The sequence below is a fragment of the Streptomyces sp. WAC03905 genome, from assembly GCF_057371075.1.
Genome location: NZ_JBXYDZ010000003.1, coordinates 633,844 through 659,860, shown reverse-complemented (window position 1 = coordinate 659,860; position 26,017 = coordinate 633,844). Strand labels below are relative to the sequence as shown.

Below are 26,017 nucleotides of genomic sequence, written 5' to 3'. Positions count from 1 at the left end.
CGAGCGGTTCTACGCCATCGTCACCGACCTGGTGGGCGCACCCGCCGAACTCGTCGACGAGCGCGGTGGGCTGGCCTGGCGCAGCCGTTCCACACTGTGGGGATCCACGGCCTGGAACCGGGACGCCACGGCCTACACGCCGCTGCGCTTCCCCGGCCAGTACTTCGACGCCGAATCAGGCCTGCATCACAACCACTTCCGCACGTACGACCCCGAGACCGCCCGCTACCTGAGCCCGGACCCGCTGGGCCTGGCGGCGGCTCCCAACCCGGTGGCGTACGTTGCCAACCCCCACGGGTGGTGCGACCCCTTCGGCCTGGCCCCGTACTCGGACAGCACCCGGGCGGCACAGGGCGTCGACCACCAGCTCAACGAGGCGGAGAGCGGCAAGGACAACCACTACCTGGAGGGCATCGGGAAAGACGAGGTGAAACTGGAGAAGTACCTGCGGGGCCACCTCCAATCGCCGGCCACCTACTGCGACAGCGAGACGGGGGCGCGCATCATCATCGACAAGACCCTGGACCCGTCCAGGCCGGTGGCCATCATCCGCCAGGACCATATGATTCACGCGTACCACATCGAGCCGGAGGACCTTTCCAACTACATCACTCCGCGGGACGGCAAGGACACCGCGAAGTGGCGGACCCCGAAGGGCGGCGAAGTCAATGAGTAGCCGCAACGGTATCCCGCGCGATCCTGCACCCGGCTGGCCGGGCTACCGCGCCGAGCCGTCCTACGACCCGGGCCAGAGCAGGGTCTTCCCGGCCCCGGTGCCGGCCGGGCTGCGGGCGCTCGGCAACGACGTCCGGGCAGCCGACTGGCCGGTGCGGCTCGCCTTCCGCAGCTCCCGGACCACGCTGCTCGACACGCTCTGCCGCTGGCAGACCCTGCGCGCGCTGGCGTACGTGAACCTGCTGGCCGCCCGAACCGGGGACGAGCGGCTGCCGGTCGACCTGAGGGTGGTTCCCGACCCGGAGGCGGTCGGCGATCCGGGCCTGCCCGAGCTGCTGGCGAGGCTGGAGCATGCCGCCGCCGGCCTCCCGGCGGACCTGCTGGACGCGGTCGTCTGTGACAGCGGCGGGCTGCTCGCCGACAACCGGTTCGCGGCATCGGTGCTGGCCGCCGGGCTCACCGCCGATTCCAGGCCGGGGGACCCGGACGAGGCGGTCTCCCGCGCCGTGGTGCTCACCAGCTACTGGTACGAGGTCCCAGGGCTGCGCGGCGCGCTGGCCCTGGCGTGGAGCGCGAACCTGTTCGTCCGCTCCTGGCTGGAATGCTCCCAGCGGTTCGTGTACGGCGACCCGGCGGGAGGCATCGGCATCACCTCCGACCCCCGCCCGCCCCGCCCGGCGGCGTCCGCCCTCCCGAAGTGGGCGGAGCCCCTGCTGGACCGCATCGAGCAGAGTCCGGGGGCAGCCTCGTGACCTGGGCGACTTCGTCGTCAACGACAAGGTCGCGGTAGTCCTTCCAGGACCTTCCGGGAGAAACCGGCGTGCGCCCTGGAGCAGGAGATGGCCGCGGGGCCGGTGGATGGGGCGGCTCTCCTCGCCGGGTTTGCAGCAGCACGTGGCACCCCACTCCACCGCACGCGGAAACGCACGCATGTGCACCGGATGCCGCGACCGACCCCGCGGCTGTCCGCCGGCTGGGCCGTCACCCTCGCCTTCGATGTCCTGGCTACGGCGCTGACGGCCCTCGTCCTGTGCGCCACGGGCCTGCTGCTGCCCGTGATCGCGGAGGACGACGGGACGGGCACCGGGCCCACCTCGCCCGTGGCCCTGGTCTGCTTCTTCTCCGCCCTCCAACTGCTCCTGTCGCTGGCCGGGACCGCGGTCCTGCTGTCGCGGGCCGCGAGTCGGCGGTGGCGTACGGTCGCCCTGTGGCTCGCGGGCGTACGGCTCGCCCTGCTGGTTCTCGTGGCCGCTGCCTTCACCGGGTACGGCTTCGTCACCGTCGAAGCGGCCTGACGCAGCGTCGGCGCTATACGGCCGGGGCCAGGGCGCGGGTGGTGCCGGTCCGCTCGTAGGCGTGTCCCGCGCGCAGGACCGCGGCCTCGCCGAAGGGCCTCCCCATGAGCTGCATGCCGATCGGCAGGCCCTGCGGGTCCAGGCCGACCGGGACGGTCAGCGAGGGGAAGCCGGTGACGTCGGCCGGTGCCGACAGCCGTACGTAGGCGTCGGAGACGCTCTCCACCGTGCCGTCGGCCCAGGTCACGTCGGTCCGCCCGGCCTCCACCGCCGTCATTGGCACGGTGGGCGCCGCGATCACGTCGACCGCGGCCCGGTCCGTCATCTCCAGCCACGCCCGCCGCAGGAGCGTGCGCGCGCGCTGCGCCCGCAGGTAGTCCCCGGCGGTCATCAGCTCGCCGGCCTCCAGCAGGACGCGTACGTCCGCCGAGTAGAGGTCGGGCACCGCGCGCAGCGTCCGTTCGTGGTAGGCGGACGCCTCGGGCACCATCAGCCCCCAGTGGGTCGCCCGGATGTAGCGCGTCATCGGGATCTCGACGTCGACGAGCAGCGCGCCGAGCTCCGCCAGCCGGGCGATCGCCCGCCGTACGGCGTTTTCCACGTCGGGGTGCACGTGGTCGAAGTAGTAGTTGCCCGGCACGCCCACCCGCAGGCCCGTCAAGTCCGTCTCCACCCCGTGCCATTGGCCGGCGGGCGGCGCGGTGACCGACGCCGGGTCGCGCGGGTCGTGGCCCACCAGGGTGGCGAGGACGAGCGCGGCGTCCCGCACGGTGCGGGTGATGGGCCCGACGTGGTCGAGCGACCAGGACAGCGAGGTCACACCGTGCCGGGGGACCAGTCCGTACGTGGGCTTCAGCCCGACGACCCCGTTCAGGGCGGCGGGCACCCGGATCGACCCGCCGGTGTCGGTTCCCAGCGCGAACGTCGCCGCGCGCGCCGCCACCGCGACGGCCGATCCGCCGCTGGATCCGCCGGCCACCCTGCTCCGGTCCCAGGCGTTGCCCGTCTGAGGGGTGGTCAGGCCGTAGGCGAACTCGTGGGTGTGGGTCTTGCCGACGTACACCGCGCCGGCCGCGAAGAGGCGCGCGGCGACCGTGCTGTCGGCAGCCGCCCGGTGACCCTCGCGCACCCTGGAGCTCGCCGAGGTGGCCGTCCCGGCGACGTCGATCAGGTCCTTCAGCCCCACGGGTATCCCGTGGAGGGGGCTCCTGGCCCCGCCGGCGGCGATCTCGTCGGCTGCGCGTCGTGCCGAACGCCGGGCCCGGTCCGCCGCCACCGAGGCGTAGGCGCCCAGCCGTGGTTGCACCTGCTCGATGCGTTCCAGCACCGAGTCGACCAGCTCGACCGGCGACACCCTGCCGGTGCGCAGCGCCTCGGCGGCGTCGGCCACGGTCAGTTCGTACGGCTGCTCAGAGGGCTGCATCGGGCTCCTCCCCTCCCGCGCGGTACACGGCGGACGGCGGTGTCTCCCCGAAGTCGAGTTCCCGCAGGACGCGGACGACGGAGTGGATGTGTTCGGCGGTGGCGGCCACGTGCGCGTGGCGTTCGGGCGGCAGTGGGAGGCCGGAGCGTGCGGCCCAGCGGGCCGTCTCCGGCGGGGTGAGGGCGTCGGCGGACACGGGTGTCCTTCCTGAACGGGCGGAGGGGGAGGGGGTGGTGGACAACCATCCCCCTAAAAGCTAACAGGTTGCTTTAGGTGCTGACAGGGCCTAGGTTAGCCAAAAGCGAATCAGTCGCTTTTAGGTGGGCGCTCGCCCTCCGCAGACGAAGGAAGGCACCCCCGTGCGCGCAGCACCGCCCGCCGTCGCCCCGTCCTGGACCGTCGGCTCCGTCACCGTCCACCGCATCGACGAGATCCCCCTGCCGCCGCCGACCGGCTCGTGGCTCCTGCCCGCCGCCACCGCCGACGTCGTCGCCGAACGGGACTGGCTCCGGCCCGACTTCGCGGACCATGACGGCGTCCTGCGCCTGGACAGCCACAGCTTCGCGATGGTCGTGGACGGACTGCGCGTCCTCGTCGACACGGGCATCGGCAACGGCAAGACGCGCGCCAACCCGGCCTGGCACGACCTGCGCACCGACTACCTCGAACGCCTCGCGCTCGCGGGCTTCCCGCCGGAATCGGTCGACCTGGTCCTGCTGACCCACCTGCACACCGACCATGTCGGCTGGAACACCCGCGAGATGGATGGCAGTTGGGTGCCCACCTTCCCCAACGCCCGTTACCTCACCTCGAAGACGGAGTACGACTTCTGGGCCGCCCACGTCATGGACGACGCGCGGGCGGCCGTGTTCCGCGACTCCGTGCACCCCGTCGTAGAGGCGGGGCTGCTCGAAGCGGTCGACGTGCCCGCCGGAGGCGTCGCCGTGGCCGCCGGGCTGGAGCTGGTGCCGGCGCCCGGGCACACGCCCGGCCACGTCGCCGTACGGGTGGCCGACGGTGGTGCCGCGGCCCTGATCACCGGGGACTGCGTCCACCACCCCGTGCAGCTGGCGCACCCGGGGATCGGCAGCTGCGTCGACATCGACCCCGGGCGGGCCGAGGCGACCCGCCGCTCCCTGCTCGCCTCGCTCGCCGGTACGGGCACGCTCCTCCTCGGCACGCACTTCCCCCCGCCGACCGCCGGCCGGGTGGTCGCCGAGGGCGCCGCCTACCGGCTCGAACCCGTCCCCGCCCGCGGCGGAAACGCCGCGGCCTGACGGGAGCGGGTCAGCGGGCCGCGCCGAAGTCGTCCGCGCGGTCGCCCAGGAAGTCGTCCACGAGCCCGCGCGCGTAGTCGGCGGTGAGGCCCCCGGGGCGGAAAAGGATGCGGTACATCATCGGCGCCACGACCCGGTCCAGGACCGGCTCGACCTCCGGGGCGACCTCGCCGCGCTCCGCCGCCCGGGCGAGCACGACACCGATCTGCTCCGCCGCGTACTGCGAGCACCGCGCGGCGTTGTCACCGTCGGGAGCCCCGAGCAGGGCGTCGCGGACATAGGCGCGACCGACCTCGGATGCCATCTCCTCGATGAACTGCTCGGCCCAACTCCGCAGATCCGCTGCCAGGTTGCCGTGGTCCTGCGGCGGCGCCTCCGGCCGCAGGTGCTCCACCGCGACGTCCGACAGCAGCACCTGCAGGTCGCCCCACCGCCGGTAGATGGTCGAGGGGGTGACGCCGGCGCGCGCCGCGACCAGCGGAATGGTCAGCTCGGCGCGGCCCAGCTCGGCCTGGAGCTCGCGCACCGCGGTGTGGACGGCCTCCTGGACGCGGGCGCTGCGGCCACCTGGGCGGACCATCGGTTTGCGACTCATGGCGGCAGCTTAAAGCAAAGTTCTTGCTTCATGAGGGCGTGCGGAGCTCCTGAAGCGAACCGTTCGCGTCGGCCCGTCCAGCGGGCGTACGCCGGCCGGTCAGGGAGCGCACACACGAACCGCGAACAGGACGGCGTCGTCCCGGGCCTCCCGAGGAGCGACCGCGTCCAGCAGGGACCGCAGCAGCACCTCCAGCGGTACGTCCGGGGGAGCGGTGGCGAGCCGGTGGGCGAGCCGGTCGACACTGTCCTCGATGTCCCCGCCCGGCACCTCCACCAGCCCGTCGGTGTACAGCAGCAGGGTGCTGCCCGGCGCCAGGGAGCGGCTGTCGCAGCTGCGGGGACCCGGCTCCAAGGCGTGGTGCAGCAGCACGTCGTGGGCCGTGAGGCTCTCCACTGAGCCGTCCGCGGCGACCAGGAGCGGGGCCGGGTGGCCCGCGTTGCTCCACCTCAGCAACCAGTGGCCGTCGCCCGCCGGCGTGAGATGGGCGTGCACGGCGGTACCGCTGGCCGGCAGGCGCAGCCGCCGGCAGGCCCGTTCGAGCGCACCGAGCGCCTGCTCCGGGCCGTCGCCGGGATGGTCGTGGTCGGCCTGGCGCAGCATGCTGCGCACCTGGCCCATGAGGGCGGCGGCCCGCATGTCGTGCCCGGTGATGTCGCCGACCGTCAGGGCCAGCGCGCCCGCCGCCTCCGTACCCGGGGCCACCGGCAGGGCATAGGCGTCGTACCAGTCGCCGCCCACCATGTCGTCCTGCACGGCCGGCCGGTACAGGGCGGAGAGTTCCAGGCCGGGCACGTCGGGGAGTTCGGTGAGCATGGCGCGCTGCAACTGCCGCGCGACGGTGACGCGTTGGTCGAGGTGGAGGGCGCGCTCGACCGCCTGGGCCGTGTAGCCGGCGAGCGTGGTCAGGACCGCCCGCTCGTCCACGCCGATGCGGTACGGCGCGTCCCAGCCCAGGACCAGCGCGCCGAGGGTGCCGTGCGTGCCGCGCAGCGGCAGGCAGGCGGCGGTGCCGTGGTCCAGGGTGTCGAACGCCGGAGTGGCCGGCGGACGGCCGGGTGCGGCGCCGGGGCCCTCGCCCTCCTGCGGCGCACGGACCAGGATCATCCGGTTCTCCCGCACCGCCCGTGCGGCCGGCCAGTCCGAACCGAGGGGAAACGCACCACCGGTGGCGGCGCCGGAGGCACCGCCGGTCACGTTCCCCACGGGAGGTGCGGCGATGTCTCCGTCGACGGGGCTCAGGACGTGGTGGAGCATCCCCTGCCGCACCAGGACCAGGTCGATGCGGGCCGGCTTGAGGTCCCCGCTGACCAGGTCCCCGACCCGCCGGCGGACGTCCTCCAGGCCGCTGGTGTCGGCGAGGTCCTCGGACGCCCGCAGCAGCAGCTCGGACCGGTTCAGCAACTCGTGCGCGCGAGTGGCCTCCTCGGTGGCCGCGTGCGCGGCGTCCTCCGCCGTCTCGCGCGCCTGACGGACGCTTTCGGAGCGGGACCGCATCCGCATCTGCGCGCTGCACGCGGCGGCCAGGTCCGACAGGTCCCGCACGTCGTCCTCGCTCCACTCCCGCCGGTCGCGGTCCGTGACGGCGAGGACGCCCAGCACCTCGCCGGAACCACCGACGAGGGGGACGCCCGCGAACGCGAACACCGCTCCGGCGCCGCCGTCGGCGTGCGACAGGAAGTGGGGCCGCCCGTCCTCCGCGACCCGCCGGCAGCAGGCCGACACGGCCGGGTCGGGTTCCGTCCCGGCGGGCCAGCACTCGGGGACCGCGCCCGCGGCCTCCCCTGCCGGCCCCAGCCAGACGAGCCCCTGCGGGGCGGCCAGAAGTCGCGTGGCGAGCCGGGCGAACCGATTCAACCCCTCTCCTCTCCCGCCGAGAGCCGCTGCCTCCGATGCCACCACCCATCGTAGGGCCGCCCCGCCGATCACGCGGTGGCGCCCGGCCCCGCGGCACGTACCCGGTGGTCCGGTCCCGGGGCGGGCCGCCGTTTCCGCGCGCCCCCGAAGGGCAGGCGCACGCCATGGACCAGTCGAAGACACCCGTACTCGACGCGCTGACCGCCTACCACCGGGACGGCCAGACCCCCTTCACGCCGCCGGGCCACAAACAGGGCCGCGGGGCCGATCCGCGGGTCAGAGCCGTGCTCGGAGACGACGTGTTCCGCTCCGACGTCCTCGCCACCAGCGGCCTCGACGACCGTACGTCCTCCCATGGCGTCGTGGAGGAGGCGGAAGCCCTGATGGCGGACGCCGTGGGGGCCGAGCACGCCTTCTTCTCCACCTGCGGCAGCTCCCTGTCGGTGAAGTCCGCGATGCTGTCGGTCGCCGGACCCCACGAAGAACTGCTGGTGGGACGGGACGCCCACAAGTCCGTCGTCTCCGGCCTGATCCTGTGCGGCATCCGGCCCGTATGGGTCGACCCGCAGTGGGACGCCGAACGTCACCTCGCCCACCCCCCGACCGCCGCGGACTTCGAGGCGGCGTTCGCCGCGCATCCGGACGCCCGGGGCGCGCTGGTGACCACCCCGACCCCCCACGGCACCTGCTCGGACCTCGCCGCGATCGCCGAGGTGTGCCACCGGCGGGGCCGGCCCCTGATCGTCGACGAGGCCTGGGGCGCCCACCTGCCGTTCCACCCCGAACTCCCCACGTGGGCGATGGACGCGGGCGCCGACGTGTGCGTCACCTCCGTCCACAAGATGGGCTCGGGCCTGGAACAGAGTTCCGTCTTCCACCTCCAGGGCGACCTGGTGCGTCCCGAGGTCCTCAAGAGCCGCGAGGACCTGCTGGGCACCACCAGCCCCTCCGTGCTGGTCTACGCCGCCCTGGACGGCTGGCGTCGACAGATGGTCGAACACGGCAAGGTCCTCTACGACGACGCCCTCGCCCTCGCCGGACAGGTCCGCGAGAGGATCTCCCGCCTCGACGGCATGCACGTGCACGGCCGCGAGGACTTCTGCGGACCCGGCCGGGCCGCGGACATGGACCCCCTCCAGATCATCGTCGACATCAGTGCGTGGGAGGTCACCGGCTACCGGGCCGCGGACTGGCTGCGCCGGCACCACCGCATCAACCTGCACCTCGCCGACCACCGCCGCATCAGCGCCCAGCTCACCCACGCCGACGACCACGAGACGGCCGGCCGACTCCTCGCGGCGCTGACCGACCTGGCCGCTCACGCCGGGGAACTGCGGACGGGACAGCCCGTCGAGGTCCCGCCCCCGTCACGACTCCGGCTGGAGCAGGCGGAGCTGCCGCGCGACGCCTTCTTCGGCCCGACCGAGCAGGTGCCCTGGGAGGAGGCCGACGGGCGGATCGCCGCCGAAATGCTCACCCCCTACCCTCCGGGCATCCCGGCGGTACTGCCCGGAGAACGCCTCGACCGCGACGTCCTGCGCTACCTGCGCTCCGGGGTCGAGGCGGGAATGGTCGTCCCGGACGCCGTCGACACCGACGTCACCAGCGTCCGCGTCCTGCGCGTGACGTGACCGGCGAGGGGCAGGAGCAGACCCGTGCAGACCTTCCTCCCGTTCCCCTCGTTCCGGGCGTCGGCGGCCGTGCTCGACCCCCGGCGGCTCGGCAAGCAGCGCGTCGAGGCGCTGCAGGTGCTGCGCGGCCTGATCGTCCCGGACTACGGATGGCGCAGGCACCCGGCCGTGCGGATGTGGACCGGCTACGAGGAGGCCCTCGTACGGTACGGACTGGACGTGTGCGGGACCTGGACGGCCGAAGGACGCGCCGACACCTGCGCCGTCACCCTGGTCCGGGACTTCCGCGCCTGGCTGCCGGGCGCAGAGCCGCGGACGCAGCAGCAGCTGGCCGCCGACGGCGACCTCCCGCCCTGGCTCGGCGCCCCGGACTTCCACCGCAGCCACCAGTCCGCGCTGGTCCGCAAGGACCCGGACTTCTACCGCCCGCACTTCCCGGAGGTCGCGGACGACCTGCCGTACGTATGGCCCGCCTCGGACCGTACGCCGGGGCGGGCGGGCTGACGGCCGCGGCCTCGTACCCGGTTCCCCCGGACGGATGCGGGCACGCGCCTGGGTGGACGGAGAAAACACCGGGGGGCCAGAAGGAGGCGTCATGAGGGCTCTGACATGGCAGGGCAAGCGGGACGTACGCGTCGACACGGTGCCCGACCCCACGATCCGCGACGGCGACGACATCATCGTCAAGATCACGACGACCGGCCTGTGCGGATCCGATCTGCACCTCTACGAAGTCCTCGGGGCCTTCCTCGACGCCGGTGACGTCCTCGGCCACGAACCGATGGGCGTCGTCGCGGAGGTGGGGCCGGAGGTCACAGCCCTGAAGCCGGGCGACCGGGTCGTCGTCCCCTTCAACGTCTCGTGCGGGACGTGCCACATGTGCGCCCGCGGGCTGCACTCCCAGTGCGAGACGACACAGGTCCACGAGCACGGCAGCGGCGCCTCGCTCTTCGGCTACACGAAGCTCTACGGCCAGGTGCCGGGCGGCCAGGCCGAATACCTGCGGGTGCCGTTCGGCAACGCCCTCCCGATCAAGGTCCCGGACGGGCCCTCCGACGAACGGTTCGTGTACCTGTCGGACGTCCTGCCCACCGCCTGGCAGGCCGTCGCCTACGCGGACGTACCGCCCGGCGGCAGCGTCGCCGTCCTGGGGCTGGGGCCGATCGGCGACATGAGCTGCCGCATCGCCGCCCACCGGGGCGCCGGTACGGTCATCGGCGTCGACCTGGTCCCGGAGCGACTGGACCGGGCCCGGCAGCGCGGCGTCCACGCCCTGGACGTCCGGCAGGGCGGCGACGACCTGGTGGAGGCCGTCCGTGACCTCACCGACGGACGGGGCCCCGACGCCGTGATCGACGCGGTGGGCATGGAAGCCCACGGCAGCCGCGTCGCGGCGGCCGTGCAGAGCGCGACGACGCTCCTGCCGGACGCCCTGGCCGGAGCCCTCATGAAGCGGGCCGGAATCGACCGGCTGGCCGCGCTCCACACCGCGATCGACCTCGTGCGCCGCGGCGGCACCGTCTCCGTGTCGGGCGTGTACGGCGGGGCCGCCGACCCGATGCCGCTGCTGACCATGTTCGACAAGCAGCTCACGCTGCGCATGGGGCAGGCCAACGTACGGCGCTGGGTCGACGACATCCTCCCGCTGCTGACCGACGAGGATCCGCTGGGCGTGGAGGACTTCGCGACCCACCGGATGTCGCTCGAGGACGCGCCGGCCGCCTACGAGATGTTCAGCAAGAAGGCGGACGGCGCCGTCAAGGTCCTCTTCACGCCATGACCGTCCGCTGCGGACGATGACCGGGCCGAGCGCACTCCGGCGTCAGCGGGAGCGGCCCTTCTTGCGCAGGGCGTCCGGCTTGTGCACGGCCGACCGGCCGGTCGCATCGCTCTCCACCTCGTACTGCGGTTCCTCGGCGGAGGCGTCCACGGTGCGGCCCGCGGCCTGCCCGCGCTTCGTGATCTTCTTCTTCACCTTGCCCGACACCGTCTGGCCGTGGCTCTTCCAGGTGACCTCGTCACCCCGGCCCAGACCGTCCGCGTCCTTGCTGCCCTTGGAATCCACGGCATTCCCTTCTCTGCGGGCCGGCGGGCCGCCGTCCGGCGGCGCGGCCGTGCTCGCCGTCCACGTCCCAGCCTCGGGCACGGAGCGGCCCGGCGCACCCCCTACAGTGGACGGTCCCTGATCACGCAGGAGACGTACATGCCAGCCCAGCCTCCCGCGGGCCGACCCGGCGACGGGGCGGACGACGCCCTGTTCGGCCTGGAGGACCTCGACACGGGACAAGCCCGCACACCGGCGGACGCCGGGCCGCTGTTCCGGGACTCCCCGGCCGCCCGTCGGCTGCTGTCCGTACGGGCGATCTTCGCCGAGCCGGCGGCCGCCGCCTCCCCGCGCGGCCGGCAGATCCTCGCCCGCTACCCCGATGCCGAGATCGTCCCCGTCGCCTCGCACTGGCGGATCCCCGACCTCCACGGCAACGAGGGCAACGTCGACCGATGGGTCCGCATCAAGACGGAGACGCTGGTCCTGGGCGAGAAGAAGACGCTCACCACCCGGCCCAACGGCCGCTCCGCGGACTGGATCGCCCCCGGCCCCGCCAACGGCTGCGCCATGGCCTGCGCCTACTGCTACGTCCCGCGCCGCAAGGGCTACGCCAACCCGATCACCGTCTTCACCAACATCGAACGCACCGTCGCCCACCTCTCCCGGCACATCGCACGCCTCGGCCCCAAGCCGGAGGCGAACCAGTGCGATCCGACCGCGTGGGTCTACGACATCGGCGAGAACAGCGACTGTTCCGTCGACGCCCTGATCAGCGACAACGTGGCCGACCTGGTACGCGCCTTCGCGCGGTGGCCCGCCGCGAAGGCGTCCTTCGCCACCAAGTTCGTCAACCCCGACCTGCTCCTCCTGGACCCGCGCGGCCGTACCCGCGTGCGGTTCTCCGTCATGCCGCAGGACGACTCCAAGCTGCTCGACATCCGCACCAGCCCGGTGGAGCAGCGCATCGCCGCGGCCGGAGACTTCCTGGAGGCGGGCTACGAGGTCCACTTCAACCTCTCGCCCGTCGTCCTGCGCCCCGACTGGGAGCGGGACTGGTCCCTGCTGCTGCGGCACATGGACGACGTACTGCCCGCCCGCGTGAAGGAACAGGCGGCCGCGGAGGTGATCATGCTGACGCACAACCAGGACCTGCACGACCTCAATCTGGGCTGGCACCCGCGCGCGGAGGACGTCCTGTGGCGGCCCGGCATCCAGCAGCCGAAGCACTCGGAGAACGGCAGCCTGAACGTCCGCTACCGGGGCGAGGTGAAGGCCGAGGCGGTCGCGACGATGCGTGCGCTCGTGGCCGCCCAGGCGCCCTGGCTGCGGATCAGGTACGCCTTCTGACCGCTGGGGTCGTGCCGAAAGTATTGACATGAGTTGAAGGCGATCGGACGCTGAGAGCGCTCTCACGCTTCAACTCATCGATTCCTGCCCCACCCACGTCTCCATCGGCAGGTCCCCCCACGCAAGGAGGATGAGAGTGTCCCGCGTATCGAAGGCGCTGGCGTTCGGAATCTCCGCGCTGTCCGTCGGCGCCGGTCTGCTGTTCTTCGGCCCGCCGCCGTCCGCCGAGGCCGTACCGGCGACCATTTCCCTCACCATCAAGAACAACTCGGGGCGCAGCGAGCCCGTCTACCTATACAACCTGGGCACCCTGCTCGCGTCGGGCCGCCAGGGATGGGCCGACGCGAACGGCACCTTCCACCCCTGGCCCGCCGGGGGCAATCCGCCCACCCCCGCCCCCGACGCGGCGATCGTCGGTCCGGCCAACGGGCAGACGAAGACGATCCGGATGCCGAAGTTCTCCGGACGCGTCTACTTCTCCATCGGGCAGAAGCTCGTCTTCAGGCTCACCAGCGGCGGACTGGTGCAGCCGGCCGTGCAGAACCCCTCCGACCCGAACCACGACATCCTGTTCAACTGGTCGGAGTACACCCTCAACGACAGCGGGTTGTGGATCAACAGCACCCAGGTCGACATGTTCTCCGCCCCGTACGCGGTCGGCGTGAAGGCGCCGGGGGGCACGGTCCGGAGCACCGGCCGCCTCAAGGCCGGCGGCTACAACGCGGTGTTCGGCGCGCTGCGTTCGGCCGGCTGGGGCGGCCTGATCCAGAGCCGCCCGGACGGCACCCCCCTGCGCGCCCTCTCGCCGGGCCACGGCATCGAGGCGGGCGGCATCCCGGCCGGCGTGATGAACGACTACATCGACCGCGTCTGGAACAAGTACGGCTCCTCCACCCTGACCGTGACGCCGTTCGCGAACCAGCCGAACACCACGTACTACGGGCGGGTGTCGGGCAACGTCATGCACTTCACCAACGGCTCGGGCGCGGTGGTCACCAGCTTCCGGAAGCCGGACTCCGACAGTGTCTTCGGCTGCTACAAGTTCCTGGACGCCCCCAACGACACCGTCCGCGGCCCGATCTCCCGCACCCTGTGCGCGGGCCTCAACCGCTCGACGCTCCTGACCAACCCGAACCAGCCCGACCCGAACGGCTCCGGCTTCTACCGCGACGCCGTCACGAACCACTACTCCCGCCTCATCCACGCCCAGATGGCGGACGGCAAGGCGTACGGCTTCGCCTTCGACGACGTGGGCGCCCACGAGTCCCTGGTCCACGAGGCCGACCCGCAGGAGGCCTTCATGACCCTGGAGCCCTTCGACTGAGCGCGCCCGGAGGAAGGACGTAGGACGCGCCACGCGCCCGGGGTGGGCGTCGCCCGGTCGTGCGTTCCCCCGCCGTACGGGCGGAGGGACGCACGTGAACCGGTCGCCGCCCTCCGGCCAAGGCGCCGCGAGCCTGCCGTCCTCCGAGCGGACGAACCGGCGGACGAACCGCCTCCGTCGCCGGGGCCGGATCAGAACGGCTCGAAACTCGGCCGGACCGGGCCGGCCTCTCCTGCTGCGACCAGCTCCGCCAAGTCCTCCGGTTCGAGGAACTCCAGGGCTTCGGGGTCGATGCCGTGGTACGGGTCCACGTCGAGCAGGCGCTGCACGAAGGCGAGGACGAAGCCCGAGAACGGGCCGTCGAAGGTCTCGCAGCCCTCCCCGTGCAGCATCGTGACGATCTTCCATTGCTCGGTGTCCGGTCCGCGGGGCAGGAAGAAGTGCTCGTCGCCGCTGTAGTCGTAGCCCCAGGAGATCAGCCCACCGGGTTCGGGATGGATCGGGTACGGGAAGTGCTCGGCGTCGCCGCGGCTCAGCGCCCGGTTCCGGCGGGCGGTGAACATCTGGTGCGTCCTGCGCATGCGCTCCGGCAACGGGCTCGATCCGCGCGGGTCGAAGACCACCAGCTCGCCGGAGACGACCCCGCTGCCGTAGGCATCGAGGAACGCCTTGAAGTCGCCGGGCAGAGGGGTACCGAGCTGTCGCTCGACGTCGGTCCAGCGGCCCGGGTGGGCCCGTGGGCGGCCGGGGTGCCGCAGCAGGGCCCGCAACTCCTCGAACGAGGACATCAACTGCTCCAAGCGTGCGTCAGCGGCTTCCCGCAGGCGCCGTGGTGCGGGGGCCGGTCAGTGGTCGTGGCGGGCGCCGTGTTCCAGCGATTGCGGCTGGGTGCCGCGGGGGGTCGGGGTGAAGAACGGGGCCCGGTCGCCGGGCGCCGTGGCGGTGAGGGGGATGCCCACGCTCTGGCACATGCGCTGGGCGCGGGCCAGTGCGCTGAAGGTCATGGGGGAGGGGGAGCGGCTCGGGAGTTCGACCGTGACCCGTTCCGGGCGGTGCGCGTGCACCAGGGACTCGATCTGCAGGGCGGCAGCCGCCCGGTCGGTGACGTGCAGCTCGTGCAGGATCCGCACGTGCAGCGTCCCCTCGGCGATGTGGTGACTGATGACCATGCCGTACCTCCCCGCGCACCGGGCTCCCGGACGACACCAGTGTGCGGCAGCCGGGCCGCCCGGACGAGCCGGGCCGACGTCGGGAGAGGGGAGGCTCAGGCCTTGAGGGCCCGTCCCGCCACCGTCAGGGCCAGGCGGCGCGGAGCCAGCGTGGACGCGGTAGCGGAGAGCCGGTTGCCGATGCCGACCACGATGCTGGGCGGTGTCCTGTCGCGCTCCAGCGCCCGGCGGGTCGCCGTGACGACCTGCTCGGGGGTGGCCATCCTGCCGACCGCGGCGTCCTGGCTGCCGACCACGTCGAAGAACTCGGTGCGGACCGGCCCGGGCGACACGGCCAGTACCCGCAGCGAGGAGGACCGCGTCTCGTACGCGACGGCCTCGGTGAAGTTCAGGACGAACGCCTTCGTCGCGCCGTAGACCGCCATGGCCGGGGTCGGCTGGTACGCGGCCGCGCTCGCGACCGTGACCAGTGCGCCCCGGCCGTCGGCCGTGAGATCCGGCAGGAACTGCCTGGTCAGTTCGGTCAGCGCGGTCACGTTCAGCTGGATCATCTCGCCGATCCGCGCGGGGTCCTGGTCCGCGAAGGGGCCGTGGCTGCCGAAGCCCGCGTTGTTGATCAGCGTGTGCACCGGCAGCCCCAGCCGGTCCAGCTCCGCCCGCAGCGCGGCCGCGGCGCCCGGCAGGGTCAGGTCGGCGGCGAGCGCCCGGGCCTCCACGCCGTACCGACGGCGCAGGTCCGCCGCCACCTCCTCCAGCCGTTCGGCGCGGCGGGCGACGAGCACGACGTCGGCCCCGCGCTCCGCCCACTGGCGGGCGAACTCCACGCCGAGACCCGCGCTGGCCCCGGTGATCAGTGCTGTGGTTCCGCGGTATGTCATAGACATGGTCGGCGCGCTCCGTTCCGGTGTTCCGGCCGATGGACGATACTTCGAATGTAGGCAGAGCAAACATTGTTGTCAATGACAACATCGAGCGAGGGGAGGCCGCCATGGCCGACGCCGATTCGCCCTACCACCACGGCAACCTCCGGGAGGCCCTGCTGGCGCGCGCCGAGGTGGTCCTCGCGGCGACGGGGGCGGACAGTCTGTCCCTGCGCGCCCTCGCGCGGGACCTCGGAGTCAGCCACGCGGCGCCCGGACGCCACTTCCGCGACCGGCAGGCGCTGCTCGACGCGCTCGCGGTGGGCGGCTTCACCCGCCTCAACGAGAGCCTCCGGGCCGCCGTCGACGAGCCCGGCCCCGTCACCGCCCGGCTCGCCGGCATGGGGCGCGCCTACGTCGCCTTCGCCGTGGCCAACGCCCCCCTGCTGAGCCTGATGTTCACGGTCAAGCACGCCGACGACTCCAGCGCCGAACTGCGCGAACTCGGCCACCAGAGCCTGCGGATCGCCGCCGGACTCATCGCCCTCGCGCAGCAGGAGGGCGCCGTCCGGGCGGGCGACCCCGACCGCCTCGCCCAGGTCGCCTTCTCCACCGTGCACGGCCTCGCGGCCCTGGCGGTCGGGTCCCTCCTGGAGGACACCCCGCTGTCCGAGGCCACCGAACTCGCCCTCGACGTCCTCCTCACCGGCCTCGCGGCCCCTTAGGGTCGTCGCATGCGGCGGAGGACGGGACTGGCGACGGCCGGGGTTGCGGCGGCCCTGGTCTGGGGCGAGTGGTTGAACCGGCGCTGGTCCCGGACGCTCGTGGGACAGGCCGGGGGCGCCTCCACGGCCGTCGTCGTGTGCGGGTACCGGAATCCCCAGGCGACGGCGAACTTCGTCAACCGGCAGCGCGTACGCGCCGGGGTCCGTTCCATCGCCGCCGACGGTGCGCAGGGGGCCTGCCTGATCCTCAGCGGCGGCGCCCCCGGCGGCGGCGTCTCGGAGGCCCGGCTGATGGCGGACTACGCGACGTCCGTCCTTCGGTTCGACGGCACGGTGCACCTCGAAGACCGCAGCGCGACGACGTGGGAGAACATCACGAACGTGATCCCCCTGCTCGAAGGCGTGGAACGCATCAAGATCGCATCGCAGCCGGCCCATGCGCTCAAGGCCCGCGCCTACTTGCGGCGGCAGCGCCCCGATCTCGCGGAGCGGCTGGTGCGCGCGGCCGACTACCGCCCGGGCGAGTGGCTGCTCGTCAAGCCGCTGCTGGCCCTGTACGGACTCTGGACGCTCCGCGGCCTCACGGCCGACGAGCGGCGTGTCCGGCTGTAGCCGGCCACTGTCGCTCGGCCCCACGCGCGGTGGTCCGTGAGCCGGCGCAGGCGGTGCGCGCCGTCACGGACCCTCCACTCCACGGATCCGCGGGGTTCCCCCGGCCCGCCCGTCCGTCCGGACACCCCTAGCGCATTTGTGGCGCGGGCGCCACTCCGTCGGTGGGGTGTGCGGTCGGTATCGGAAGGGGGGCCGGGGGCGGGGGTTTCGCCGTCGGGGCGGCGGCGCCCCGTCCACCTCCTCTTACGTCGCCCGTTGCCGCGGGCCACCCCACGTGGTGGCCGGAAATCCTCGCCGGAGATGGCGCATATCGGTTCCTTCGGTCCGATGAACTCCAACGAAAGGACCCGTGCGGGCAGTTGGGCGTAGTTATGCTCCCGCCCACCGGTCAGAAGGTAACCCTTTTCCGATAATTCGAGGACGCCGATGGAGCAAAGAGACATTCCACCCGAAACGGCCCGCCCGGAGGTGGGAGCAAGCCGGGCGCTGCCCGCGATCGGATCCCTGGCCGCCGTCTGCCTGGTCGGGGCGCTTGTTTCCTCCTCGGAGCCGGTCGGCACGGTCCTCGTCGCCGTCGGCGCCCTGTGCGCCCTCGCGGTGTTCGTGGAGGCCCTACGGCGCGGCCGCGCCCTCGCCGCCCGCAGTGCCCAGATCGCCGCACTCCAGCACACCCTGGCCCGCCAGGAGACCGAGGCGACCCGCCTGTCCGCCGTCGTGCTGCCCGAAGCCATCGAGCGACTGCGCCGGGGCGAGGTGGCCGAGGAGGTGCTCACCTCCCTTGGCGGCCGCGCCGGGCACGGCAACCGCTGGGGCAACGACGCCGCCCTCACCCCCCGCTTCAGGGCCGCCCTCCAGGCCGTCCTGGCCCACGTCATCGACGCCGTCGACAACGAGGAGAGCCTGCGCGACTCGGCGCAGCGGGCCTTCGTGAACGTCGCCCGCCGCGTACAGGCGATCGTCCACCAACAGGCCCACGAGATGCGCGAGATGGAGGACCGGCACGGCCGCAACCCCGACGTGTTCGGCGACCTCCTGCGGCTCGACCACGGCACCGCCCTCATCGGCCGGCTCGCCGACTCCATCTCGGTCCTCGGCGGCGCGCGCCCGGGCCGGCAGTGGAGCAGGGCCGTCACCCTCTACAGCGTGATGCGCGGCGCGATGTCGCGGATCATCGACTACCAGCGCGTCGAACTGCACTCGGTCACCGAGGTCGCCGTCGTCGGCCCGGTCGTCGAACCGCTGATCCACACCCTCGCGGAACTGCTGGACAACGCCACCCGCTACTCCCCGCCGCACACCCGGGTCCACCTCACCGCCGTCGAGGTCCAGTCGGGGATCGCCGTGGAGATCGAGGACGGCGGGCTCAGCATGAGCGAGGAGGCCCGCGCGCGCGCCGAGAAGATGCTCGCGCAGGCACAGTCCGGCATCGACCTCAACGACCTGGGCGAGACGCCCCGGCTGGGCCTCGCCGTGGTCGGCCGGCTGGCGCAGGCGTACGGGTTCCAGGTGTCGCTGCGCTCCTCGGCGTACGGCGGCGTCCGGGCCGTGGTCATCGTGCCGCAGCACCTCATCACCACCGCGTCCGCGGCGACGGGCCTCGCCCACGGCATCGGCTCCTCCTCGGGGCCCAGGGCGGTGTCCGCCACACCGCGGGAGCACCCCGTCGACGCGACGCCGGCCGGTATCTCCGTGCCCCGGCCCGCTCCGGCACCGCTGCACGCGCCCATGCCCGCACCCGTGCCCGCACCGATCCCCGCACCCTCCGGCGGGCCGATGTCCGTCGGCGGCGGGGCGGCTTCCGAACGCACCGCGACCGGTCTGCCGCAGCGGCGCCGGAAGGACCGCGTCGCCACCTCCGACGTCCGGCCGGCCGCGCGGCCGCAGTCCGCGGACGACAACGGCCCCGGCATGTGGCTGGAGGCGTTCCACAGCGGGCTGGCCGGTGAGCCCGGCCAGGACCCGCCGGGCGCCCAGGACTCGTCGGATCCATCGACCAAAGGGGCGTAAGCAGTGATGACGCAGCGAAGCAGCATGGACTGGATGCTCAAGGACCTGGCCGCCGGAGTGCCACAGACGCGGCACGTGATCGTACTGTCCGCGGACGGGCTGTGCGTGGCGCAGTACGGCGCCGAGACCGACACGGCCGACCGCCTGGCGGCCGCCTGCGCCGGCCTGCAGAGCCTCGCCGGAGCGGTGGCCGCCGAACTGCCCAGCTCCGAGGGCAGAATGCGGCTCGTCGTGATCGAGATGGACGGCGGCTTCTTCTACCTGATGGCCGCCGGAGACGGTTCCTACCTCGCGGTCCTCGCCGACGAGGGTGTCGACGCGGGCCTGATGGGTGCGCAGATGCGCAACCTGGTGACCCGAATGGGGGACCACCTGAGCAGCCCGCCGCGGCACGACGGGCAGCCCGCGTGAAAGAGCCACCCGCAAGCTGGGAGGACAGCAGTCCCGAACGGCTCTACGTCATCACCGGCGGACGCAGCGGACCCTCCACCTCCGTCCGGCTGGACCTCGTGACCTTAGTGGTGGCCAAAGGGCCTCCCCGGCCCGAGATGCAACCCGAGCAGGCCTCCATCCTGCGGATGTGCCAGTCACCGTTGTCGGTGGCCGAGATCGCCGCGTACGTGGGCCTGCCCGTCAGCGTCGTCACCGTGCTGGTAGGAGACCTGATGGCCGCCCAACGCGTGCACGTCCGCCCGCCCATTCCCGCCGCGCAGCTACCCGACCTTGCTCTGATCGAGGCAGTGATCGATGGACTTCAGAAGCTCTGACCCGCCCGCCGGGCCGCGCGAGGCGGACGTACTGCCGCAGACGGCCACCGCGGCCGTGAAGGTCGTCATCGTCGGCGGCTTCGGCGTGGGCAAGACCACGATGGTCGGGGCGGTCAGCGAGATCAAGCCGCTGACCACCGAGGAGACGATGACCAGGGCCGGCGTCGGCGTCGACGACACCTGGGGCGTCGCCCGCAAGATCACCACCACCGTGGCCATGGACTTCGGCCGCATCAGCATCAACGACGAACTGGTGCTGTACCTGTTCGGGACCCCCGGCCAGGAGCGGTTCTGGTTCCTGTGGCGCGGGCTGTTCGAAGGCGCGCTCGGAGCCGTCGTCATCCTCGACACCCGTCGGCTGGAGATCAGTTTCGACGTCATCGGACGGCTGGAGGAGCGCGGCGTCCCCTTCGTCGTGGCCGTCAACTCCTTCCCCGGCGCGCCCGAACACCCGCTGGAGGAGCTGCGCGAGGCCCTCGACCTGCCGCCCGCCGTCCCGATCCTCGTCTGCGACGCCAGAAGGCGGGAATCGTCCCGCGACGTCCTACTGACCCTCATGCGCTACCTGCACTCCCAGGCAGCCACCCAGGAGGCAATGTGAGCACCACCCCCACCCCGCCGCCCGAGTGCCCCGCCCACGCGGCGGTCGGCCCGGGCGGCCTGCACCGCCTGCACGGAGCGGAGGCCGAGGCGGACCCCCTCGCCCTGTACGAGAAGCTCCGGGCCGAACACGGCCCGGTGGCTCCGGTGCTGGTGAGCGGGGACCTCCCGGCATGGCTGGTCCTCGGACACCGCGAGAACCTGGACGTCGCCCGCACCTCGTCGCGCTTCGCCCGCGACCCCCGGGGCTGGCGCGACCTCAGGGAGGGCCGGGTGCCGGCCGACACCCCGCTCGGCCCGATGGTCTCCTGGGTGCCGGTGTGCAACTTCACCGACGGCCCCGTCCACGAACGGCTGCGCGCGGCCGTCGTGGAGTCCCTGGAACGCTTCGACAAGCGCGGCATCCGCCGCTACGTGACGCGCTTCGCCAACCAGCTCGTCGACCAGATCGCGGCCGAGGGGTACGCCGACCTGGTGACCGCCTTCTCCGACCAGCTCCCCATGCTGGTCATGACCCAGCTCATCGGCGCCCCCGACGAACACGGACCGCTGCTGGTCAACGCGGCGCGCGACATGCTCCAGGGCACGGAGACCGCGCTCCAGAGCGACCGCTACGTCACCATCACGCTGGAGAACCTGGTCGTGGAGCGCAAGGCCAAGCCGGCCCGCGACCTGGCCTCCTGGCTGATCGAGCACCCCGCGGACCTCACCGACACCGAAGTGCTCATGCACCTGCGGGTGGTACTGATCGCGGCCTACGAGACCACCGCCAACCTGATCGCCAACACGCTGCGCACCGTCCTGACCGACCCGCGGTTCAGGGCGAGCCTCTCCGGGGGCCACATGACCCTGCCGGACGCGCTGGAGCAGGTCCTCTGGGACGACCCGCCGATCAACACGATCATCGGGCGCTGGGCGACCGGGGACACCGTGCTCGGCGGCCAGCAGGTGAAGGCCGGGGACATGGTCCTGCTGGGCCTGGCCGCGGGCAACGCCGATCCGCAGATCCGGCCCGACCCGGCCGCGTCCGTCCACGGCAACCGATCCCACCTGGCCTTCAGCAGCGGCCCGCACGAGTGCCCGGGCCAGGACATCGGGCGGGCCATCGCGGACACCGGCATCGAGGTCCTGCTGGACCGGCTGCCCGACCTCCAGCTGGCGGTCGACGCGAGCGAACTCCAGTGGCGGGGCACCCTGATGTCACGTCACCTGCTGTCCCTACCGGTACGGTTCGCGCCGCGCTCGGTGCCCACCCCGGCCCCGCAGCTCCCGGTGGAGCAGCCGGCCGGACACCCCGTCCACCCGGTGATCCCGCCGCAGCCGACGGCGCCGCCCGCGACCGCCGTCACCGGTGGCCGCAGGCGCCGCGGCGTCAGCTGGTGGCGGCGGCTGTTCGGCCGCCGCTGAGCCCGCCGCGCGTACCGAGGGCCCCGGCCGCCGTGGCGGCCGGGGCCCTCGGCGCGCCGCTCAGCCGCGCAGGTGCCGCCACCAGGACGCCAGCGCGGGCAGGTCCGGCGGCTCGGTCCCGGTGTCGCTGGGGCCGTCGGCGTACCGGACCGTGAACGCGGCGTCCACGAGGGGCAGCCGGTACCGGTTGCGCGGGCTGGCGTACCGGGGAGCGCGGGTCTGCCACGCGATGGAGCCGGCGACGTAGTGGCCCAGTGCCGCCAGGTGGCGGCGCAGTTCGGGGCCCGCGTCGTGCTCCAGCCGGGCCCGCAGCCCGAGGAAGAGGACCATCACCCGGTCGCGCAGCGCCACGGCGAGCGGTACGGCCTCGGCCGGGGAGCAGCCCTCCTGGTGCGCCAGGACGTTGACGAGGTTCACCTCGCGGGGCTCCAGGTGGTCGTCCTTGTCGTAGGAGAACAGGTCGTTGTCCGCGCTGACGACGAAACCGGCCGCGTCCGTCAGGGCCGTCAGGGCGGGGGAGCACAGGACCTCCGCCGGCAGCCGGTCCCTGCGGGCGACGTCCGACCAGGTCAGGGAGAAGCGGGTGCCGTTCGCGAGCGGCCCCATGGCGACGAAGTCGTTCAGCCCCGGCATCCCCCCCGCTTCCGCCCGGGCGGCGCGCCATGCCGCACCCAGCAGCCAGTCCCGCGTGCCTTCGACGAACCTGCGCAGCTCGTAGGGGGTGAGCAGGACGTGGGTGCGGCCGACCAGGTCGAGCAGCGCCCGGGCCATGGGCCCCTCGGGCAGCAGGGACGCGCCGGGGTCCTCGATGGTGCGCAGCAGCCGCGCCCCGTGTTCGACGACGGCCGCCGTTCCCACCTCGTCGGAGCCGGAGTCCTGCCAGTCGTCGACGGCGTTGGCCCAGTAGTTCCACTGGGTGAACAGCAGGACCGCCTCGGTGTCCCCGCCGGGGATGATGCGGCAGGAGAAGTCGGCGCTGTGGGTGGCGAGCCCCCATGCCCGCTCGACGGGGTCCTGGTACACGCCGAAGGCGTCGAGCCACTCGACCGCCCGGGCCTCCACCTCCTTCGCGTCGGGATGGACCAGGTCGCGCGGCAGCGGGCAGTAGAAGGGCGGCAGCCCCGTGCCGAGGCGCGAGGGCCGTGGCGGCGCCGTCATCGGCCACCGCCGATCCGGAAGCGCAGCAGCCGCGTCTCCACCGCGTGGTCGCGCCACAGCCGGAAGAACTTGCTGTGCGCGATCGTCGACTGTTCGAGCCGGTCGGCGGTCCAGGCCCCCGGCCGGCCCCGGGAGCCGGCTCTCAGCCGGTCGAGTTCGGCGGTGTTCCAGGCCATGGACTGCACCCAGAACTCCGCCACCGAGTCCGTGACGTCCTCGTCCTGCACCAGCTCGAAGCCGGCCGCCTCGGCGGCGGCCAGGTACTCGGCGCGCCGGCCCAGCCGCGTCCGGTAGTAGCCGTCCATGAACTCCCGCCACTCGGACGCGCCCACGAAGTGCTCCTGGATCCCGAACCAGCCGCCGGGTACCAGAGCCTTGGCGACGACCTCGAACAGCCTTGCCCGGTCGGTGTATCCGCTGCTCTCGTTGGCGTAGACGGCGTCGTACGCGCGGGTCTCGTCCAGGTCGTGGACGTCCGCCAGGACCGGCTCCACGCGCTCCGCGACCCCGGCGCGACGGGCGAAGCGCCGCACGATCGGGAGGTGTTCCGGCGCGACGGTGAGGCTGGTGACCGACGCCCCGTGTTCCTGCGCCCAGTAGAGCGAGGTGCCGCCCAGGCCGCAGCCGATGTCGAGCAGCCGCCGGGGAGGTGCCTCGTAGGCGCCCCAGGAGCGGGCGGCGTGGTCGACTATCCGTTCCTGGGAGTCCAACAGGCCTTGTTTGAGCGTGCTCTGCGGGACGGTGGTGTCCGGTGGGCCGTCCGGATACAGGCCCACGTGGAAGTGGACGCGTGGGCCCGGACCGTACTTGTGCAGGATCTCCTGGGTCTTGCGGCTGTAGTAGAGCCGCACCGCGTCGTCCGCGGCCGGACCGCGGCCGCCGCCTAAGGGCCATACGAAGGGTATAACGCGCATGGGAGTCCGCCCTTTCGTGGGGTAGGGCCGCCCCCGGGACACGCCGGCGCCGCTCTCGTAGCGTCCCGAAGGCACACTGTTGAAGCACGGACCATCGTGGCACTTCGGAGGCACCACGTCAGCCCGCTGGAGCAGCACGGTATCGTCAAGATCCTTGGCTTGCGGGCCGGTTGACGGTGATGAGGAGCCCGCCCCTGACGTGGCCGACGGTGGAGGCCGCGTGGGCGTCGGCGATCTGCGTCAGGGGGTGGGCGGTGGTCTCCGCGACGCGCCGGTCGCGTGCGGCGACGAGGCCGACGAGGCCGACGAGGCAGTCGTGCCGGCGGGGCCGGCGGGGTCGGCGCGGTGGAAGAAGTCGACCGCGGTGACGCCCCGCGCGACGGGCGTGCCGGGGTCGGCGCCGGGGCCGGGGGGTCCGCGACCCCGCCCACCGGCTGCTCAGGCTCGGGCGGGCGCCCGGGACGGCTGCGGGGGCGCCGCCCGCGCCGGGGACGCCACCAGCCGGGTGAACGCCCTGGCATCGGCCACGGCCGCTCCGCCCGGGTCGTTGTTGAAGTACGCGAACACGTCCGCGCCCTCCGGCCAGGTGTCCGCGATCCGTGCCGCCCAGGTGTGCAGGGCCGTCCGGCCGTAACGGGGAGCCCGGCCGGGCGCGGCCCTCGTGGAACCGCACGTACCCCCAGTCCGCGGTGCGCCACAGCGGTGTCACCGGCCGCGATCCGCGGTCCGCCCAGCACAGGGCCGCGGCCCGGTCGGTCAGGACCGACCGCACGTCCTCGGTCCACCAGGACGCGTGCCGGGGCTCGACCGCGACGCGCGTACCGGCCGGGAAGCAGGCCAGGCACGCGTCGAGCGCGGCCGGATCGGCCCGCAGGGTGGGCGGCAGCTGGAGCAGGACCGGTCCGAGCCGGTCACCCAGGGACGCGGCGTGCGCCATGAGCCGGTGCACCGGCTCGGCGGGGTCGCGCAGACGTTTGACGTGCGTCAGGAAGCGGCTCGCCTTGACGGCCATGACGAAACCGGGCGACGTACGGTCGCGCCACCGGGCGAACGTCTCCGGTGCGGGCAGCCGGTAGAAGGCGGCATTGCTCTCGACGGTGCGGAAATGACCGGCGTACTCCTCCAGCCACAGGCGCTGCGGCCGGTCCGGCGGATAGAACACGCCCGACCAGTCGCGGTACTGCCACCCGGAGGTGCCGACGTACACGGCCATGCCCTCCGCCTGCCCGCGGCGGGGCCGGGCACACCTGCACGGCAGGACACCCTCGGGCCCCGGTTTGGGGCAGGGGGCGCCGGGCAGAAGGTCACTGCCGTCCCGCGGTCCCGACTGCGGGACGGACCAGAGCGACATCACCCGAGGTGGTGCCCGATGGGCGGGGGCACGGGCACCGCCCCGGGCGCGGACGTCAGGCGAGTGCCGCCGCGAGCACCCCGGCCGCCCGGGCGACCAGGGCGTTCTCGCGGGGAGCGGCCGCATCCGGTCGGGTCGTCATTACGGCCAGTTCCACGGGCGGCCGGCCGGGCGGCCAGGCGATGCCGACGTTGTTGTTGGTCCCGTACGACCCCGCGCCCGTCTTGTCGCCGATCACCCAGTCCCGGGGCAGTCCCGCGCGGAACCGGTCGCCGCTCGTCGTGTTGGACACCAGCCACCGCGTCAGCAGCTCCCGGTGACGCGGTACGAGCGCGTCGCCCAGGACGAGTCGCCCGTAGGTACGGGCGATCGCCCGGGGGGTCGTCGTGTCGGTCACCCGCGACGGCTCGGCCGAGTTCAGTTCCGGCTCCCACCGGTCGAGCCGTGTCGTGCGGTCCCCGACGGAACGGCAGAAGCGGGTGACCGCCGTCGGGCCGCCCAGCTCGCGCAGCAGCAGGTTGGCGGCGCAGTTGTCGCTCTGGGCGATGGCCGCCGAGCACAGTTCGGCGACCGTCAGGCCGTGGGCGACGTTCTCCGGCAGTCCGGTCACGGAGCCACCGCCGGCGGCGGTGACGTCCTCCTGGGTGTAGTGGATCCGCCGGGCGAGGAACTCCCCGTCGCGGTCCAGGTCGCGCAGCACGGCCGCGGCGGCGGGCGCCTTGAACACCGAGCACATGGGGAAGAGTTCGTCGGCGCGGTACACCACCGTCCGGCCCGTCCCCGTGTCCCGCGCGTACGCCCCCACCCGCGCGCCGTACTCGCGCTCCAGCGCGCGCAGCCGCCGGACGGCCTCACCGCCCCCGCCGGGCGTCGTCGCACGGGCCGCGCCCGCCGGCAGGGCCGCGCCGAGCGCCGCTCCCGCTCCCAGAGTCAGTACGGCACGACGGGTCTGTCGCACGTCGTCTCTCCTCTCCCC

Annotated in this window: 26 protein-coding genes and 2 pseudogenes; 16 read left to right on the top strand and 12 right to left on the bottom strand. The window is 73.1% G+C overall.

The window, feature by feature from the left end; translation table 11 throughout:
* Window positions 1–4: 4 nt before the first annotated feature.
* The 3 genes and pseudogenes from AC2RP6_RS05950 to AC2RP6_RS05940 all read left to right on the top strand — a co-directional run.
* Window positions 5–329 (top strand): annotated as a pseudogene (locus AC2RP6_RS05950) (RHS repeat-associated core domain-containing protein); the annotation flags it as partial.
* Window positions 330–668: 339 nt separating this feature from the next.
* Window positions 669–1,427 (top strand): hypothetical protein, encoded by a 759-nt coding sequence (locus tag AC2RP6_RS05945; protein WP_486445208.1) that lies wholly within the window; start codon window positions 669–671, stop codon window positions 1,425–1,427.
* A gap of 189 nt (window positions 1,428–1,616) precedes the next feature.
* Window positions 1,617–1,970 (top strand): hypothetical protein, encoded by a 354-nt coding sequence (locus AC2RP6_RS05940; RefSeq protein ID WP_486445207.1) that lies wholly within the window; start codon window positions 1,617–1,619, stop codon window positions 1,968–1,970.
* 13 nt (window positions 1,971–1,983) lie between these two features.
* Here AC2RP6_RS05940 and AC2RP6_RS05935 read toward each other — a convergent pair whose 3' ends face one another.
* Window positions 1,984–3,393: an amidase gene (locus AC2RP6_RS05935; RefSeq protein ID WP_486445206.1), complete on the bottom strand. Its 1,410-nt coding sequence runs from the start codon at window positions 3,391–3,393 to the stop codon at window positions 1,984–1,986.
* Complete coding sequence (locus AC2RP6_RS05930; RefSeq protein WP_486445205.1) at window positions 3,380–3,589, bottom strand: hypothetical protein; 210 nt, start codon at window positions 3,587–3,589, stop codon at window positions 3,380–3,382. Before AC2RP6_RS05930 ends, AC2RP6_RS05935 begins: the two co-directional genes overlap by 14 nt.
* 163 nt (window positions 3,590–3,752) lie before the next feature.
* Here AC2RP6_RS05930 and AC2RP6_RS05925 point away from each other — a divergent pair, with 163 nt between their 5' ends.
* Window positions 3,753–4,670, top strand: a complete 918-nt coding sequence (locus tag AC2RP6_RS05925) for an MBL fold metallo-hydrolase (protein WP_486445204.1) — start codon at window positions 3,753–3,755, stop codon at window positions 4,668–4,670.
* 10 nt (window positions 4,671–4,680) lie between these two features.
* On the opposite strand, the gene AC2RP6_RS05920 is transcribed toward AC2RP6_RS05925, so the two are convergent.
* Together AC2RP6_RS05920 and AC2RP6_RS05915 are read right to left on the bottom strand one after the other, a co-directional pair.
* Window positions 4,681–5,265 carry a TetR/AcrR family transcriptional regulator gene (locus AC2RP6_RS05920; protein ID WP_486445203.1) on the bottom strand — a complete coding sequence of 195 codons (585 nt, stop codon included), beginning with the start codon at window positions 5,263–5,265 and terminating at the stop codon, window positions 4,681–4,683.
* A 99-nt stretch (window positions 5,266–5,364) separates the two neighbouring features.
* Window positions 5,365–7,122 carry a GAF domain-containing SpoIIE family protein phosphatase gene (locus AC2RP6_RS05915; protein WP_486445202.1) on the bottom strand — a complete coding sequence of 586 codons (1,758 nt, stop codon included), beginning with the start codon at window positions 7,120–7,122 and terminating at the stop codon, window positions 5,365–5,367.
* 164 nt (window positions 7,123–7,286) lie between these two features.
* Here AC2RP6_RS05915 and AC2RP6_RS05910 point away from each other — a divergent pair, with 164 nt between their 5' ends.
* The 3 genes from AC2RP6_RS05910 to AC2RP6_RS05900 all read left to right on the top strand — a co-directional run bounded on the left by AC2RP6_RS05910 (window position 7,287) and on the right by AC2RP6_RS05900 (window position 10,533).
* Window positions 7,287–8,753, top strand: coding sequence for an aminotransferase class I/II-fold pyridoxal phosphate-dependent enzyme (locus AC2RP6_RS05910; RefSeq protein WP_486445201.1), 1,467 nt, complete (start codon window positions 7,287–7,289; stop codon window positions 8,751–8,753).
* Between the two features lie 24 nt (window positions 8,754–8,777).
* A complete protein-coding gene (locus tag AC2RP6_RS05905) occupies window positions 8,778–9,257 on the top strand; it encodes an MSMEG_6728 family protein (protein ID WP_486445200.1) in 480 nt (159 codons plus the stop codon).
* A gap of 91 nt (window positions 9,258–9,348) precedes the next feature.
* Window positions 9,349–10,533 carry a zinc-dependent alcohol dehydrogenase gene (locus AC2RP6_RS05900; protein WP_486445199.1) on the top strand — a complete coding sequence of 395 codons (1,185 nt, stop codon included), beginning with the start codon at window positions 9,349–9,351 and terminating at the stop codon, window positions 10,531–10,533.
* A gap of 42 nt (window positions 10,534–10,575) precedes the next feature.
* Here AC2RP6_RS05900 and AC2RP6_RS05895 read toward each other — a convergent pair whose 3' ends face one another.
* A complete protein-coding gene (locus AC2RP6_RS05895; RefSeq protein ID WP_486445198.1) occupies window positions 10,576–10,818 on the bottom strand; it encodes a hypervirulence associated TUDOR domain-containing protein in 243 nt (80 codons plus the stop codon).
* 138 nt (window positions 10,819–10,956) lie between these two features.
* On the opposite strand from AC2RP6_RS05895, the gene AC2RP6_RS05890 reads away from it, so the two are divergent.
* Window positions 10,957–12,147, top strand: coding sequence for a spore photoproduct lyase family protein (locus AC2RP6_RS05890; protein ID WP_486445197.1), 1,191 nt, complete (start codon window positions 10,957–10,959; stop codon window positions 12,145–12,147).
* A 130-nt stretch (window positions 12,148–12,277) separates the two neighbouring features.
* Window positions 12,278–13,471 (top strand): glycoside hydrolase family 64 protein, encoded by a 1,194-nt coding sequence (locus tag AC2RP6_RS05885; protein WP_486445196.1) that lies wholly within the window; start codon window positions 12,278–12,280, stop codon window positions 13,469–13,471.
* 191 nt (window positions 13,472–13,662) lie between these two features.
* Here AC2RP6_RS05885 and AC2RP6_RS05880 read toward each other — a convergent pair whose 3' ends face one another.
* From AC2RP6_RS05880 to AC2RP6_RS05870, 3 genes are all read right to left on the bottom strand, one after another.
* The gene (locus AC2RP6_RS05880) at window positions 13,663–14,259 is read right to left on the bottom strand and encodes an SMI1/KNR4 family protein (protein ID WP_486445195.1); all 597 of its coding nucleotides are present in this window, start codon (window positions 14,257–14,259) and stop codon (window positions 13,663–13,665) included.
* Between the two features lie 57 nt (window positions 14,260–14,316).
* Complete coding sequence (locus AC2RP6_RS05875; RefSeq protein ID WP_486445194.1) at window positions 14,317–14,640, bottom strand: hypothetical protein; 324 nt, start codon at window positions 14,638–14,640, stop codon at window positions 14,317–14,319.
* Between the two features lie 95 nt (window positions 14,641–14,735).
* On the bottom strand, window positions 14,736–15,524 hold the full coding sequence (locus AC2RP6_RS05870; RefSeq protein WP_486445193.1) for an SDR family NAD(P)-dependent oxidoreductase: 789 nt from the start codon (window positions 15,522–15,524) through the stop codon (window positions 14,736–14,738).
* A 104-nt stretch (window positions 15,525–15,628) separates the two neighbouring features.
* On the opposite strand from AC2RP6_RS05870, the gene AC2RP6_RS05865 reads away from it, so the two are divergent.
* The 7 genes from AC2RP6_RS05865 (at window position 15,629) to AC2RP6_RS05835 (ending at window position 21,618) form a co-directional block, all read left to right on the top strand.
* Window positions 15,629–16,225, top strand: a complete 597-nt coding sequence (locus AC2RP6_RS05865) for a TetR/AcrR family transcriptional regulator (protein WP_486445192.1) — start codon at window positions 15,629–15,631, stop codon at window positions 16,223–16,225.
* A 9-nt stretch (window positions 16,226–16,234) separates the two neighbouring features.
* Window positions 16,235–16,837 (top strand): YdcF family protein, encoded by a 603-nt coding sequence (locus AC2RP6_RS05860; RefSeq protein WP_486445191.1) that lies wholly within the window; start codon window positions 16,235–16,237, stop codon window positions 16,835–16,837.
* Window positions 16,838–17,263: 426 nt separating this feature from the next.
* A complete protein-coding gene (locus AC2RP6_RS05855; RefSeq protein ID WP_486445190.1) occupies window positions 17,264–18,844 on the top strand; it encodes a sensor histidine kinase in 1,581 nt (526 codons plus the stop codon).
* 6 nt (window positions 18,845–18,850) lie between these two features.
* On the top strand, window positions 18,851–19,255 hold the full coding sequence (locus tag AC2RP6_RS05850; protein WP_030031532.1) for a roadblock/LC7 domain-containing protein: 405 nt from the start codon (window positions 18,851–18,853) through the stop codon (window positions 19,253–19,255).
* Window positions 19,252–19,611: a DUF742 domain-containing protein gene (locus tag AC2RP6_RS05845; RefSeq protein ID WP_486445189.1), complete on the top strand. Its 360-nt coding sequence runs from the start codon at window positions 19,252–19,254 to the stop codon at window positions 19,609–19,611. The genes AC2RP6_RS05850 and AC2RP6_RS05845 overlap by 4 nt, the downstream gene beginning before the upstream one ends.
* Window positions 19,592–20,212: a GTP-binding protein gene (locus tag AC2RP6_RS05840; protein WP_486445188.1), complete on the top strand. Its 621-nt coding sequence runs from the start codon at window positions 19,592–19,594 to the stop codon at window positions 20,210–20,212. The genes AC2RP6_RS05845 and AC2RP6_RS05840 overlap by 20 nt, the downstream gene beginning before the upstream one ends.
* The gene (locus AC2RP6_RS05835; RefSeq protein ID WP_486445187.1) at window positions 20,209–21,618 is read left to right on the top strand and encodes a cytochrome P450; all 1,410 of its coding nucleotides are present in this window, start codon (window positions 20,209–20,211) and stop codon (window positions 21,616–21,618) included. Before AC2RP6_RS05840 ends, AC2RP6_RS05835 begins: the two co-directional genes overlap by 4 nt.
* A gap of 60 nt (window positions 21,619–21,678) precedes the next feature.
* Here AC2RP6_RS05835 and AC2RP6_RS05830 read toward each other — a convergent pair whose 3' ends face one another.
* The 4 genes and pseudogenes from AC2RP6_RS05830 to bla all read right to left on the bottom strand — a co-directional run bounded on the left by AC2RP6_RS05830 (window position 21,679) and on the right by bla (window position 25,999).
* The gene (locus AC2RP6_RS05830) at window positions 21,679–22,776 is read right to left on the bottom strand and encodes a terpene synthase family protein (RefSeq protein WP_486445186.1); all 1,098 of its coding nucleotides are present in this window, start codon (window positions 22,774–22,776) and stop codon (window positions 21,679–21,681) included.
* Window positions 22,773–23,690 (bottom strand): SAM-dependent methyltransferase, encoded by a 918-nt coding sequence (locus tag AC2RP6_RS05825; RefSeq protein ID WP_486445185.1) that lies wholly within the window; start codon window positions 23,688–23,690, stop codon window positions 22,773–22,775. Before AC2RP6_RS05825 ends, AC2RP6_RS05830 begins: the two co-directional genes overlap by 4 nt.
* 438 nt (window positions 23,691–24,128) lie before the next feature.
* A pseudogene (locus AC2RP6_RS05820) lies at window positions 24,129–24,903 on the bottom strand (DUF72 domain-containing protein).
* A gap of 193 nt (window positions 24,904–25,096) precedes the next feature.
* Window positions 25,097–25,999, bottom strand: a complete 903-nt coding sequence (gene bla, locus AC2RP6_RS05815; RefSeq protein ID WP_486445184.1) for a class A beta-lactamase — start codon at window positions 25,997–25,999, stop codon at window positions 25,097–25,099.
* Window positions 26,000–26,017 lie beyond the last annotated feature (18 nt).

What these genes read in the sequence shown, in the direction of transcription:
- AC2RP6_RS05850 (WP_030031532.1), top strand. Translation starts at nt 18,851, where the DNA reads ATGACGCAGCGAAGCAGCATGGACTGGATGCTCAAGGACCTGGCCGCC.
- AC2RP6_RS05945 (WP_486445208.1), top strand. Translation starts at nt 669, where the DNA reads ATGAGTAGCCGCAACGGTATCCCGCGCGATCCTGCACCCGGCTGGCCG.
- AC2RP6_RS05890 (WP_486445197.1), top strand. Translation starts at nt 10,957, where the DNA reads ATGCCAGCCCAGCCTCCCGCGGGCCGACCCGGCGACGGGGCGGACGAC.
- AC2RP6_RS05860 (WP_486445191.1), top strand. Translation starts at nt 16,235, where the DNA reads ATGCGGCGGAGGACGGGACTGGCGACGGCCGGGGTTGCGGCGGCCCTG.
- AC2RP6_RS05900 (WP_486445199.1), top strand. Translation starts at nt 9,349, where the DNA reads ATGAGGGCTCTGACATGGCAGGGCAAGCGGGACGTACGCGTCGACACG.
- AC2RP6_RS05870 (WP_486445193.1), bottom strand. Translation starts at nt 15,524, where the DNA reads ATGTCTATGACATACCGCGGAACCACAGCACTGATCACCGGGGCCAGC.
- AC2RP6_RS05865 (WP_486445192.1), top strand. Translation starts at nt 15,629, where the DNA reads ATGGCCGACGCCGATTCGCCCTACCACCACGGCAACCTCCGGGAGGCC.
- AC2RP6_RS05920 (WP_486445203.1), bottom strand. Translation starts at nt 5,265, where the DNA reads ATGAGTCGCAAACCGATGGTCCGCCCAGGTGGCCGCAGCGCCCGCGTC.
- AC2RP6_RS05910 (WP_486445201.1), top strand. Translation starts at nt 7,287, where the DNA reads ATGGACCAGTCGAAGACACCCGTACTCGACGCGCTGACCGCCTACCAC.
- AC2RP6_RS05880 (WP_486445195.1), bottom strand. Translation starts at nt 14,259, where the DNA reads ATGTCCTCGTTCGAGGAGTTGCGGGCCCTGCTGCGGCACCCCGGCCGC.
- AC2RP6_RS05935 (WP_486445206.1), bottom strand. Translation starts at nt 3,393, where the DNA reads ATGCAGCCCTCTGAGCAGCCGTACGAACTGACCGTGGCCGACGCCGCC.
- AC2RP6_RS05940 (WP_486445207.1), top strand. Translation starts at nt 1,617, where the DNA reads ATGCCGCGACCGACCCCGCGGCTGTCCGCCGGCTGGGCCGTCACCCTC.
- AC2RP6_RS05830 (WP_486445186.1), bottom strand. Translation starts at nt 22,776, where the DNA reads ATGACGGCGCCGCCACGGCCCTCGCGCCTCGGCACGGGGCTGCCGCCC.
- AC2RP6_RS05840 (WP_486445188.1), top strand. Translation starts at nt 19,592, where the DNA reads ATGGACTTCAGAAGCTCTGACCCGCCCGCCGGGCCGCGCGAGGCGGAC.
- AC2RP6_RS05875 (WP_486445194.1), bottom strand. Translation starts at nt 14,640, where the DNA reads ATGGTCATCAGTCACCACATCGCCGAGGGGACGCTGCACGTGCGGATC.
- AC2RP6_RS05825 (WP_486445185.1), bottom strand. Translation starts at nt 23,690, where the DNA reads ATGCGCGTTATACCCTTCGTATGGCCCTTAGGCGGCGGCCGCGGTCCG.
- AC2RP6_RS05855 (WP_486445190.1), top strand. Translation starts at nt 17,264, where the DNA reads ATGGAGCAAAGAGACATTCCACCCGAAACGGCCCGCCCGGAGGTGGGA.
- AC2RP6_RS05885 (WP_486445196.1), top strand. Translation starts at nt 12,278, where the DNA reads ATGAGAGTGTCCCGCGTATCGAAGGCGCTGGCGTTCGGAATCTCCGCG.